Origin of the sequence: Achromobacter sp. Marseille-Q4954, from assembly GCF_943737025.1 — a bacterium.
Classification (GTDB): Bacteria; Pseudomonadota; Gammaproteobacteria; order Burkholderiales; family Burkholderiaceae_B; genus Achromobacter; species Achromobacter bronchisepticus_A.
Map to the genome: position 1 here is coordinate 50,085 of NZ_CALSFQ010000003.1, position 11,231 is coordinate 61,315.

Below are 11,231 nucleotides of genomic sequence, written 5' to 3' on the forward strand. Positions count from 1 at the left end.
CGCAAGACACCAGGGAGTCGCACCGTGTTCGATACCGTTCTGATTGCCAACCGCGGCGAGATCGCCGTCCGCGCCATCCGCACCCTCAAGCGGCTGGGCATCCGCAGCGTGGCCGTTTACTCCGACCCGGACCGCAATGCCGCGCACGTGCGCGCGGCCGACGTGGCCGTGGCGCTGGGCGGCGAAAAGGCCGCCGACAGCTACCTGCGCATGGACCTGTTGCTGGCGGCCGCCCGCAAGCATGGCGCGCAGGCCATCTATCCCGGCTACGGCTTCCTGTCCGAAAGCGCCGAGTTCGCGCAGGCCTGCGAGGACGCCGGCATCGCGTTCGTCGGCCCCACGTCCCTGCAGATCCGCGAGTTCGGCCTGAAGCACCGTTCGCGCGAACTGGCGGCCGAGGCCGGCGTGCCGATGACGCCCGGCACCGGCTTGCTGGACAGCCTGGGCGCCGCGCTGTCGCAGGCCGAACGCATCGGCTATCCGGTGATGCTGAAGAGCACGGCGGGCGGCGGCGGCATTGGACTTTCGCGCTGCGACAACGAGGCCGAGCTGACCGCGGCCTTCGATAGCGTGCAGCGCATGGGCGAGCATTTCTTCAGCGACGGCGGCGCCTTTATCGAGCGCTACGTCGACAACGCGCGCCACGTAGAGGTGCAGATCTTCGGCGATGGCGCCGGCCGCGTGCTGGCCCTGGGCGAGCGCGATTGCTCGGTGCAGCGCCGCAACCAGAAGGTCATCGAAGAGACGCCCGCGCCGCTGCTGCCCGCCGCCACGCGCCAGGCGCTGCACGCCGCCGCCGTGCGGCTGGGCGAGTCGGTCAACTACCGTTCCGCCGGCACGGTGGAATTCATCTACGACCCGGCGCGCGACAGTTTTTATTTTCTGGAGGTCAATACCCGTCTGCAGGTCGAGCATCCCGTGACGGAAGCCGTCACCGGCCTGGATCTGGTGGAGTGCATGCTGCGCGTGGCCGCGGGCGCACCGCTGGACTACGCCGCGATGTCGCGCCCGCCGCAAGGCGCTTCGATCGAGGTGCGCCTATATGCCGAGGATCCGTTGCGCCAGTTCCAACCTTCGCCGGGCGCGCTGACCGAGGTGTTCTTTCCGGAAGGGGTGAGGGTGGACGGCTGGGTCGCGACCGGCACCGAGGTGCCGGCGTTCTACGACCCCATGCTGGCCAAGCTGATCGTGCATGCGGATACGCGCGAGGCCGCGCTGGACAAGCTGGCGCACGCGCTGGCCCGCACGCGCCTGCACGGCATTGCCACCAACCTGGACTATCTGCGGCAGATCGTGGATGACGCGCGTTTTCGCGCAGGCGACCTGTCTACGCGCTTCCTGGAGAGTTTCGTCTACCGGCCCGCGGCGATCGAGGTGCTGGCCGCCGGCACCTACACCAGCGTGCAGGACTATCCGGGGCGGGTGGGCTATTGGGACATCGGCGTGCCGCCCTCGGGGCCGATGGACGACTATGCCTTCCGCATGGCCAACCGCATCGTCGGCAACGCGTCCGACGCCGCGGGCATCGAGGCCACGCTGGTCGGCCCGACCTTGCGCTTTCATGGCGATGCCGTCGTGGCGCTGACGGGCGCGACCTGCGCCGCCACGCTGGACGGAGAACCCGTGCCCATGTGGACGCCGGTGGCGGTGCGTTCGGGCCAGGTGCTGGCCACCGGCCGCGCGCTGTCGGGCTGCCGCAGCTACCTGGCGGTGCGCCACGGCCTGGACGTGCCGGTCTACCTGGGCAGCCGTTCCACCTTCGCGCTGGGCCAGTTCGGCGGCCATGCGGGCCGCACGCTGCGCGTGGGCGACATGCTGCCGTTGATCCGGCCCGAGCTTGCCGATGACGCCGCCGCGCCCGTGTCCGAGCCGCAGGCGGCGCCCGCCGCGCTGATTCCAGCCTACGGCAACACCTGGGAAATCGGCGTGCTCTACGGCCCGCATGGCGCGCCGGACTTCTTCCGGCCCGAAGCCATCGAAGCCTTCTTCGCCGCGGACTGGGAAGTGCACTACAACTCCAACCGGCTGGGCGTGCGCCTGATCGGCCCCAAGCCCACCTGGGCGCGCGAGGACGGCGGCGAGGCCGGCCTGCATCCGTCCAACATCCACGATTGCGAATACGCCATCGGCAGCATCAACTTCACCGGCGACAGCCCCGTCATCCTGACGCGCGACGGTCCCAGCCTGGGCGGCTTCGTCTGCCCCGTCACCATCGCCCGCGCGGAACTGTGGAAGGTCGGGCAGGTCAAGCCGGGCGACCGGATCCGCTTCGTGCGCATCGATTATCAGCAGGCGGTGGCGCTGGAGGCGGCGCAGGACCGTTGCGTGGCCGAACTGGCGGCGCCCGCGCAGCCCGCGCAAGCCGCGGCGCCAGCCGCCGTGGCGGAACCCATCGTGGCGGCGCTGCCGGCGCAGGGCGCGCGGCCCGCGGTCTCGTACCGCCAGGCGGGCGACGGCTACCTGCTGCTGGAGTACGGCGACAACGTGCTGGACCTGGCGCTGCGCATGCGCATCCATCTGCTGATGGGTGCGCTCGACGCCGATCCCATCGCCGGCGTGCTGGAGCTGTCCCCCGGCGTGCGCTCGCTGCAGATCCGCTACGACAGCCGCGTCATCCTGCAGGGCGCGCTGATAGAACGGCTGTTGCGGATCGAGGCGGGCCTGGCCGACGTGGCCACGCTCAAGGTGCCTACGCGCGTGGTCCATCTGCCCATGGCATTCGAGGACTCGGCCACGCTGGGCGCGGTGCAGCGCTACCAGGAAACCGTGCGCGCCAGCGCGCCGTGGCTGCCGAACAATGTGGACTTCATCCAGCGCATCAACGGCCTGGCCAGCCGCAAGCAGGTCCGCGACATCGTGTTCGACGCCAGCTATCTGATCATGGGGCTGGGCGACGTGTATCTGGGCGCGCCCTGCGCGGTGCCGATAGATCCGCGCCACCGCCTGCTGACCTCCAAGTACAACCCGGCGCGCACCTACACGGCGGAAGGCACGGTAGGCATAGGCGGGGTCTACATGTGCATCTACGGCATGGATTCGCCCGGCGGCTATCAGCTGGTCGGACGCACCTTGCCCATCTGGAACAAGTTCCTGAAGAATCCGGTGTTCCAGGACGGCAAGCCCTGGCTGCTGCGCTTTTTCGATCAGGTGCGCTTCTATCCGGTGACGGAAGCCGAACTCGATGTGCTGCGCGAGGACTTCCGCGAAGGCCGGGCCACGGTCCGCATCGAGGAAGAGGTGTTCGATTTCGCCGCGCACCAGCGTTTCCTGGATGAAGAGGCCGACAGCATTGCCGCGTTCCAGACGCGCCAGAAGAGCGCCTTCGACGCCGAGGTGGCCTTGTGGAAAAGCGAGGACGCGGCGGTGGAGCAAGCGGCCGCTGGGCCCGAACCCGAAGCCGAGGCGGTGTTGCGCGAAGGTGAAAGCCTGGTCAGCGCCGACATGTGCGGCAACATCTGGAAGATCCCGGTGCAGGTGGGCCAGAGCGTATCGGCCGGGGACACGCTGGTGGTGGTCGAGGCCATGAAGATGGAGCTGTCCGTCATCGCGCCGGCCTCGGGGACGGTGGTTGCGATCCGCTGCATGCCCGGCAAACCGGTGAACGCGGGCGATCCGCTCATCGTGCTGGCCGAAGACGCGACCTGCCCCGTGGCCTGAGCATGCGCCTGGAATCCGCACAGGCCGCTCCGGCCATCCGCCAGGCGCCGGCCCTGGCCGGCTCGCTGGCCGATCAGGTCTATCAGCGCCTGAAAGACGACTTGTTCGACTTCCGCCTGCTGCCGGGCGAGCGCTTCACCGAGGCCGAGGTGGCGGCGCGGCTGGGCGTCAGCCGCACGCCGGTGCGGTTGGGGCTGGCGCGGCTGGAGCGCGAAGGTTACGTGCTGCCGCGTCCGCGCAGCGGCTGGCAGGCGCGGCCCTTCGACTTCGAACGCTTCGAGGCGCTGTACGACGTGCGCGTGGTGCTGGAAGAGGCTGCCGTGGAACGGCTGTGCGCGCGCGAGCACATGGACCAGGCCGGCATCCTGGGCGCGCTGAAAGACGTGTGGCTGACGCCGCCGCGGCAGCGGATCCTGGACGGCCGGCTGGTGGCGCAGCTGGACGAGGCCTTTCATTGTTCGCTGGTGGCGGCGGCCGGGAACCCGGAGCTGGCGCAGATCCATCGCGACGTGACCGAGAAGATACGCATCGTGCGGCGGCTGGACTTCACCAAGGATTTCCGCGTGGACGCCACCTACGACGAACACGCGGCCATCCTGCGGGCCGTGCTGGCCCGCCGCGCCGACGAGGCGGCGCGCATGCTGCGTTCGCACATCGGCATGAGCCGCGCCGAGGTCCGCAAGATCACGCTGCACATGCTGCACCAGGCGCGCGAGCACGCTGGCGGGCAAGGCGTGGCGTCGCCGGACTAGCCCTGCAACTGCTGGTAGACCTCCTGCGACACGCGCAGCAGCTCGTCGCGGCTGACCGCGCCGGACAGCGCGTAGCCGAACTGTCCTTCGACCCAGTAGAACACCCGCACCGGGCCTTCCTGGGTGAACTGGAACGCGGTCTGCCCGCCCGCGGCTTCGCGGGTGACGTACAGCGTCAGGCGCTGGCCGTCGGCCGCGCCGTACATGAAGAGCGCGACAGGTCCCGCGCCGCCGGGCAGCAGGCGGCCGCCCACCAGCTCATAGCCGGCCTGCGACAGCGACGGCGGGCGCATGGTCGCGCCCATGCGCTTGGTCAGCCAGGTGACCAGGCCTTTTTCGTTGTCGGCGCCGACTTCCACGGGCCGGCCCATGTCGGGCGCGTAGACCGCGTGGGCGATGGCGGCGCGCTGGGCATAGCCGCCCGCGATGCGCTCGGGCGCGGCAGTCGCAAGCGTCGCCTGCAGTTGGCGGGCGTCCATGGCGCCGCGGGTGATCCAGGCGGCGCTGGCGCTGACGGCGGCGATGGCCACGCCGGCGGCCAGGGCGCGCCAGGGCCAGGGGTTCGCGGGCCGCGCCAGGGGCAGGCGCAGCGGCAGAGGTTCGTCCAGCACCGGGTCCAGCATGGCGTGCAGCAGGCGCCGTTGCTCGCGCCATTCGTCGACGCGGGCCTGGTCCTGCGGATGCGCGGCCAGGAAGGCCTCGACCTCGGCATGGCGCGTGGGCGGCAACTGGCCGTCCGCATAGGCATGCAGGTCGGCTTCGGTAATCGGGGTGCCCGCGCCGGGCACCGCATGGAGGCGTTTCTCGTTCATGTCATTTCACGCGATGGAGCCTGCTGACGGTGTCGCGCGCCTGCATCTGCGCGCCCAGCTTCTCGCGGGCGCGCGACAGGCGCGACATGACCGTGCCCATCGGCACGTCCAGTATCCGGGCGGTTTCCTGATAGGACAGGTCTTCCACGCATATCAGCAACAGCACTTCCCGCTGTTCGGCGGGCAGGGCTTGCAGGCAGCGGTCCAGGTCGCGCACCTCCAGGTGGTCGGTCTGCGTGGCGCGCACCGGGGCGTCGGGCAGTTCGCCCGGGGCGGTCTGTTCGGGCCGCCGGCTGCTGGCGCGCACGCCGTCGATGAAATGGTTATGCATGATGCCGAACATCCAGGCGCGCAGCTCGCCGCGCCGCTGCCATCGCGAATAGCGGCTCCATGCGCGCTCCAGCGTGTCCTGGACCAGGTCGTCGGCCCGATGGGGGTCGCCCGTCAGCCCGCGGGCGTAACGCCGCAGGCTGGGGATGCAGGCCAGGATCAGGGCTTCGTCTTCGGCGCGCATGGATTGCTGCGTTGGATGGCGGACACCGGATCAGGGCTTGGCGGCGTGCCAGATTTCCTTGAAGTTGTCGCCCGTCTTGTCGCCCGCCTTGGCGTCCTTGGAGAACGTGTACAGCGGCTTGCCCTTGCTGGCCCACTGCTTGGTGCCGTCGTCGCGGGTGATGATGGTCAGGTCGCCCATGGGCTTGGCGTCGGCGCTGGCCATGACGGGCGGCCAGATCTTGGCGCACTGGTCATTGCAGGCGCTCTTGCCGCCGGCATCCTTGTCGAAGGTGTAAAGCGTCATGCCGGCGCTGTTGACCAGCACGCCGTCCTGGGTCTTGACGGCCTGGGCCTGGGCGCCGGCCGAAAACAGGGCGGCGGCGGAGATGGCCAGGGCTGCGGCGATGTGTTTGCGCATGGTGTGCCTCGTACGTAGATAGGGAAATTGGGAGACTGCCCCCTACAGACGCTGCCGGTCCCGGCTTTATTCCAGCCGGGCTGAAAGAAGTTGCAAAGGGTCAGCCGGCCGGCCGGACCGCGCCGGGCTCGTGACGCATTTCATATTCCAGGTCGGTCTCCTCCACGGGGATGAAGCCCAGCGCTTCGTAGAGACGCCGGGCAGGGTTGCCCTTGAGCACGCTCAGGGTGACGGGGACGCCTTCGGCGTCGGCTTCGTCCAGCACGCCTTCCAGCAGGCGGCGGCCCAGCCCGCGGCCCTGGAAGGCGGGGTCGATCTGGATCTGCACGATGCGCCAGCCGGCCGGGTCGCGGCCGTGCTTGAACAGACCGGCGGGACGGCCGTCCAGCCAGACGATGCGGGCGTCCTCGAAGCGGTAACGGATGCGGGCCAGGTGGTGGTCGTCATCCAGCGGCGCGCCCGCGCGCTGCAGGTGTTCCTGCATGGTGGTCTTGCGCAGGGTAAGCAGGAAGGGCAGGTCGTCTTCGGTGGCGGGTTGCAACGCCAGGGAGCAGGTCTGGGTCATGGAAGCGGAGGAGGTAGGGGCGTCCGGCTGCCGCGCCGACGCGATTATCAGGTTATAGAGCGGTTGCGCGGCGGACGCCAGCCCGCTGGCGCCCGCCGCGTTGACCAGGCCCCTCGACCAAGTCCTTCAAGCTGGTCCTTCAAGCCAGCCCTTTGAACCGGCCCTTCAGGCCGCGCCGCCGTTGCGCGCGCACTCCCACCCCAGCTCGGCCAGCGGTTCCACCTTGGCGCCCATGCTCTGGGCGTCGTCGGCCGCGGCGTTGCCGCCCGAGGCGCGCGCGGCAACGCCCTGCAGGATGGCGGCCATGCGGAAGAAACTGTAGCCCAGGTAGAAGCCCCAGTCGGACACGCCGGCCAGCCCGCGCGCCTGGCAATACGCGGCCACGGCCTCGCTTTCGGTGGGGATGCCCAGCGCGCCGAGATCGGATCCGGCCACGCCGCGCCAGAGCTGCGGCGATACGCGCCAGCACATGCAGTAATAGGCCAGGTCCGCCAGCGGGTGTCCCAGGGTGGAAAGCTCCCAGTCCAGCAGGGCCAGCGCGCGGGGCTCGGTGGGATGGAAGATCAGGTTGTCCAGCCGGAAATCGCCATGCACCAGGCGGGTCTCGTCGCTGGCGGGAATGTTGCGGGGCAACCAGTCGATCAGCGATTCCATGGCGGGCAGGTCGGCCGCCGGCCGGCTTTCGCGGTATTGCCGCGTCCAGCGCGAGATCTGGCGGGCGTAATAGTTGCCGGGACGGCCATAGTTTTCGAGGCCCAGCGCCGCGTAGTCCAACTCGTGCAGGGCGGCGAGCACGCGGCTGGTTTCCGCGTAGATGGCGCCGCGTTCGGCCCGGTCCAGCCCCGGCAGGCTCGGGTCGACGAAGCTGCGGCCCTGCACGTAGTCCATCAGGTAAAATGGCGTGCCGAGCAGGCTGCCGTCGGCGCAATAGTCCAGCATGCGCGGCACGGGCACCTCGCTGCGCGCCAGCGCCCGCATGACCTGGAACTCGCGGTCGATGGCGTGCGCCGAGGGCAGCAGCTTGCCCGCGGGCTGCTTGCGCAACACGTACTGGCCGCCGCCTGTGGTTACGACGTAGGTCGGATTCGACTGGCCGCCGGCCAGGCGGCGCAACGCCACTTCCTCCGCCCGCCCCGCATACCCCGCACGCACCAGGTAGGCGGCCAGCGCGTCCTGGCCGTCGAGGACGTCCGCTGCCGCGCCCGTCACGATTGCGCCCCGGCCGGGTCCTGCGCCTGCCAATGCCAGAAGTCGTCGCCTTCGTCCATCAGGAACCGCGCCAGCACCATCTTGTGCACTTCCGAGGCGCCGTCGACCAGCCGTGCCTGGCGCGCGTAGCGGTAGATCCAGGCCAGGGCCGTATCGCGCGAATAGCCGCGCGCGCCGGTCAGCTGGATGGCGGTGTCGACCGCCTTGTGCAGCGTTTCGGAGACGACGATCTTCGCCATCGAGACCTCCTTGCGCGCGTAGCTGCCCTGGTCCAAGGCGACCGCGGCGCGCATCGTCAGCAGGCGGCCGATCTCGATCGCCATGGCGCATTCGCCCAGCATCCATTGCACGCCTTCGCGTTCGGCCAGCGCGGTGCCGAAGCTCTGGCGGGTTGCGACGTAGTCGCGCGCGATCGCCAGGGAGCGGCGGGCCAGCCCCAGCCAGCGCATGCAATGCGTCAGTCGCGCGGGCCCCAGCCGGATCTGCGTGACCTTCAGGCCGTCGCCCACGCCGAGCAGGCGGTTCTCGTCGGGGATCTCCAGCCCGTCGAACACCAGTTCGCAATGGCCGCCGTGTTCCTCCGGACCCATGATGGGGATGCGCCGTTCGATGCGCCAGCCGGGCTGGTCCGCGTCGAAGAGAAAGGCCGTCAGGCCCTTGCGCGGATCGTCCGAGGTCTTGGCCATCAGGATGAAGTGTTGCGCCACGCCCGCGCCGGTGATGAACCACTTCTTGCCATGCACCCGCCACTTGCCGTCCTGCAGGGTGGCGGTGGTGCGCATCATGGACGGGTCGGAGCCGCTGCCCGGATGCGGTTCGGTCATGGCGAACGAGGAGCGCACCTTGCCGTCCACGATGGGCTGCAGCCAGCGCGCCTTCTGCGCCTCGGTGGCGACTTTTTCCAGCACCATCATGTTGCCGTCGTCGGGCGCCGCGCTGTTGAACACCACCGGCCCGAAGATCGACACGTTCATCTCTTCGTAGCAGGCCGCCATGCCGACGCGCGACAGGCCCTGGCCGCCGCGTTCGCGCGGCATCTGCAGGGCCCACAGCCCGGCGTCGCGCGCGCGGCGGCGCAGCGGCTGCAAGACTTCCTCGCGGATGTTCTCGTGTTCGTCGTAGGAGGACGGGTCCGCCTCCACCCGCAGGATATGCGTCTCGACAAAGTCCTTGATGCGCCGGCGATAGCTTTCGATTTCTGGCGTGAGGCTGAAGTCCATGTTGCGTCCCGGAGTCAAAGCGTGGAAATGAGATGTCCGCCGTCCACCACCAGGATCGACCCGGTCATGAAGGAAGAGGCGTCGGAAGCCAGCAGCAGCAGGGGAGCCGACAGCTCCCGCGCCTGCCCGAGCCGGCGCTGCGGCACGCGCCGGATCAGCGCCTGCCCCGCGTCGCTGGCGAAGAATTCGCGGTTCAGGTCGGTTTCGATGTAGCCCGGCGCCAGCGCATTGACGCGGATGCCGTGGCGCGCCCATTCCAGCGCCAGGGCCTGCGTCAGCTGGATCAGGGCGGCCTTGGAGGCGGCGTAGGCGGGCACCTGCTGGGCCACCCGCAGCCCGAGGATGGAGGCAATGTTGATGATGCTGCCGCCGCCGTGCGCCTGCATGTGGCGCCCGGCTGCCTGCGCCACGCGCCAGGTGCCGTTGAGATTGACGTCGATCACGTCCATCCAATCGGCTTCGGTGTGTTCCAGCGCCGGCCGTGTGGCCGTGACGCCGGCGTTGTTGACCAGGATGTCGATGGCGCCGCCCAGGCGCTCGGATGCGGCATCGAACAGGCCCGCGATGCTGTCGGGCTGGGTCACGTCCAACGCGATGGCGCATGCCCGCCGGTCGGGGGCGGCCAGCTCCGCGGCCAGCTGCTCGCCGGCCTGCAGCCTGCGTCCAGCCAGGGCCACGTGCGCGCCCGCCGCGGACAGGGTGCGCGCGAACTCCGCGCCCAGGCCGCCGAAGGCGCCGGTCACCAGGGCCCGCTTGTTGCGTAGGTCCTCGAACATGCTTGTTCTCCTTCGGGCGATGCCGCCGCGCGGGTCAGGCAGGCTTGTACGCCGACGCTTCCACTTCGATCAGCCACTCGGGCCGGGCCAGGGCGCGCACCACGACCAGCGTCGCGGCGGGGCGGGCCTCGCCCAGATAGGCCAGCCTGACGGGGCCGAGCAGCGGCAGCTGGCTCTCGTCCGTGATGTAGGTCACGACCTTGACGAGATCGCCCGCATGCATTCCCGCGGCCTCCAGCATGGCCTGGATGTTGCGCCAGGCGGCATGGGCCTGGGCTTCGAAGCCCTGGGCGAGCGCGCCTTCGGACGATACTCCCACCTGGCCGGCAATGTGCAGCCAGCGTCCGGCGCCTTCGGTCAGCACGCCCTGGCTATAGGGGCCCAGCGGGGCGCAGACGCCCGCGGGATTGAGTGGTTGGCCTGCCATAAGGACTCCTCGTGAAAGATCAGGCCCGGCCCGCGCCGGGCAGCAGCAGATCGAGCGTCTTGTTGAACAGCGGATAGCTTCCGCCCGCGAAATCGGTCAGCAGATCGAAATGGTTGCGCTGCGGCACCACCAGGTTTTCGACCGCGTAGCCATGGCTGGCGCAATGCTGCGAGAAGTCCCGGCTTTGCCCGCGAAAGCCCTCGGTTTCCAGGGCGCCAGCCGCGAACACCATGGGCACTTCGTACAGCGCGGCGCGCTGGTACAGCCCAAGGCTGCGGGCTTCGGCCGCGCTCATGTGGAGATCGCGGTTGATGGAAGTGCGCAGCAGCGGCTCCAGATCGAACAGGCCGCTCAGGCCCACATAGCCGCGTATCCTGCCCGCCAGGGCGGGAACCAGGTCGCGGCACAGCGCGCGGGCGGCCATGTGCCCGCCCGCGGAGTGGCCGGACAGCACGATGCGGCTGGCGTCGTAGCCGTGGCGTTCGCCCTGCGCGGTCAGCCAGGAGACGGCGGTACAGGCTTCGTCGACGATCGCGGAGACGCTTGCGTGCGGCGCCAGGGTGTAGTTGGGCAGCGCCACCGCGACGCCGCGCGCCAGGTACTCGTCGGCGATGAATGAAAAGCCGTGCTTGTCCAGGGCGCGCCAATAGCCGCCGTGGATGAAGACCAGCAGCGGCGGCGCCGGCACGTCGGGAACGAACAGGTCCAGCACGCTCGAGGGCCGTTCGCCGAAGCGCAGGTCCAGGCGCGCCTCGCGCCGGCGGCGCGTGTCCGCGCTGCGGCGCGCATAGGTAAAGTAGATCTCCTCGCGTTCGGGATGCCGGGCGCGCAGGTTGTACTGCGCTTCCTGCTCCGGATCGATCGCCTGCTCCTGGGAAGAACATGTCATCGCTTCACCTG

At 69.7% G+C, this 11,231-nt stretch carries 11 protein-coding genes; 2 read left to right on the forward strand and 9 right to left on the reverse strand.

Translation table 11 applies throughout. The features are described from left to right. Positions 1–24: 24 nt before the first annotated feature. Complete coding sequence (gene uca, locus NGK62_RS25745) at positions 25–3,657, forward strand: urea carboxylase (RefSeq protein ID WP_251881014.1); 3,633 nt, start codon at positions 25–27, stop codon at positions 3,655–3,657. Between the two features lie 2 nt (positions 3,658–3,659). Beyond that, positions 3,660–4,409: a GntR family transcriptional regulator gene (locus NGK62_RS25750; RefSeq protein WP_251881016.1), complete on the forward strand. Its 750-nt coding sequence runs from the start codon at positions 3,660–3,662 to the stop codon at positions 4,407–4,409. On the opposite strand, the gene NGK62_RS25755 is transcribed toward NGK62_RS25750, so the two are convergent. The 9 genes from NGK62_RS25755 to NGK62_RS25795 all read right to left on the reverse strand — a co-directional run bounded on the left by NGK62_RS25755 (position 4,406) and on the right by NGK62_RS25795 (position 11,220). Next, a complete protein-coding gene (locus NGK62_RS25755) occupies positions 4,406–5,221 on the reverse strand; it encodes an anti-sigma factor family protein (protein ID WP_059377819.1) in 816 nt (271 codons plus the stop codon). The two genes, NGK62_RS25750 and NGK62_RS25755, sit on opposite strands and share 4 nt — an antisense overlap. Before the next feature lies 1 nt (position 5,222). Then, positions 5,223–5,735, reverse strand: coding sequence for an RNA polymerase sigma factor (locus tag NGK62_RS25760; RefSeq protein WP_118933792.1), 513 nt, complete (start codon positions 5,733–5,735; stop codon positions 5,223–5,225). A 30-nt stretch (positions 5,736–5,765) separates the two neighbouring features. Next, the gene (locus NGK62_RS25765; RefSeq protein ID WP_059377825.1) at positions 5,766–6,134 is read right to left on the reverse strand and encodes a COG4315 family predicted lipoprotein; all 369 of its coding nucleotides are present in this window, start codon (positions 6,132–6,134) and stop codon (positions 5,766–5,768) included. Positions 6,135–6,234: 100 nt separating this feature from the next. Then, complete coding sequence (locus tag NGK62_RS25770; RefSeq protein WP_054451612.1) at positions 6,235–6,699, reverse strand: GNAT family N-acetyltransferase; 465 nt, start codon at positions 6,697–6,699, stop codon at positions 6,235–6,237. Positions 6,700–6,864: 165 nt separating this feature from the next. Next, positions 6,865–7,908: a phosphotransferase gene (locus NGK62_RS25775; RefSeq protein ID WP_251881018.1), complete on the reverse strand. Its 1,044-nt coding sequence runs from the start codon at positions 7,906–7,908 to the stop codon at positions 6,865–6,867. Continuing rightward, the gene (locus NGK62_RS25780) at positions 7,905–9,128 is read right to left on the reverse strand and encodes an acyl-CoA dehydrogenase family protein (RefSeq protein ID WP_251881020.1); all 1,224 of its coding nucleotides are present in this window, start codon (positions 9,126–9,128) and stop codon (positions 7,905–7,907) included. Before NGK62_RS25780 ends, NGK62_RS25775 begins: the two co-directional genes overlap by 4 nt. Positions 9,129–9,142: 14 nt before the next feature. Continuing rightward, positions 9,143–9,904 carry an SDR family NAD(P)-dependent oxidoreductase gene (locus NGK62_RS25785; RefSeq protein WP_251881022.1) on the reverse strand — a complete coding sequence of 254 codons (762 nt, stop codon included), beginning with the start codon at positions 9,902–9,904 and terminating at the stop codon, positions 9,143–9,145. Positions 9,905–9,938: 34 nt separating this feature from the next. Further along, positions 9,939–10,331: a RidA family protein gene (locus NGK62_RS25790; protein ID WP_088142360.1), complete on the reverse strand. Its 393-nt coding sequence runs from the start codon at positions 10,329–10,331 to the stop codon at positions 9,939–9,941. Between the two features lie 19 nt (positions 10,332–10,350). After that, on the reverse strand, positions 10,351–11,220 hold the full coding sequence (locus NGK62_RS25795; RefSeq protein ID WP_059377845.1) for an alpha/beta hydrolase: 870 nt from the start codon (positions 11,218–11,220) through the stop codon (positions 10,351–10,353). Between the last annotated feature and the right edge of the window lie 11 nt (positions 11,221–11,231).

Coding starts and splice junctions, on each gene's coding strand:
- NGK62_RS25750 (WP_251881016.1), top strand. CDS start 3,660: ATGCGCCTGGAATCCGCACAGGCCGCTCCGGCCATCCGCCAGGCGCCG.
- NGK62_RS25755 (WP_059377819.1), bottom strand. CDS start 5,221: ATGAACGAGAAACGCCTCCATGCGGTGCCCGGCGCGGGCACCCCGATT.
- NGK62_RS25760 (WP_118933792.1), bottom strand. CDS start 5,735: ATGCGCGCCGAAGACGAAGCCCTGATCCTGGCCTGCATCCCCAGCCTG.
- NGK62_RS25765 (WP_059377825.1), bottom strand. CDS start 6,134: ATGCGCAAACACATCGCCGCAGCCCTGGCCATCTCCGCCGCCGCCCTG.
- NGK62_RS25770 (WP_054451612.1), bottom strand. CDS start 6,699: ATGACCCAGACCTGCTCCCTGGCGTTGCAACCCGCCACCGAAGACGAC.
- NGK62_RS25780 (WP_251881020.1), bottom strand. CDS start 9,128: ATGGACTTCAGCCTCACGCCAGAAATCGAAAGCTATCGCCGGCGCATC.
- NGK62_RS25785 (WP_251881022.1), bottom strand. CDS start 9,904: ATGTTCGAGGACCTACGCAACAAGCGGGCCCTGGTGACCGGCGCCTTC.
- NGK62_RS25790 (WP_088142360.1), bottom strand. CDS start 10,331: ATGGCAGGCCAACCACTCAATCCCGCGGGCGTCTGCGCCCCGCTGGGC.
- NGK62_RS25795 (WP_059377845.1), bottom strand. CDS start 11,220: ATGACATGTTCTTCCCAGGAGCAGGCGATCGATCCGGAGCAGGAAGCG.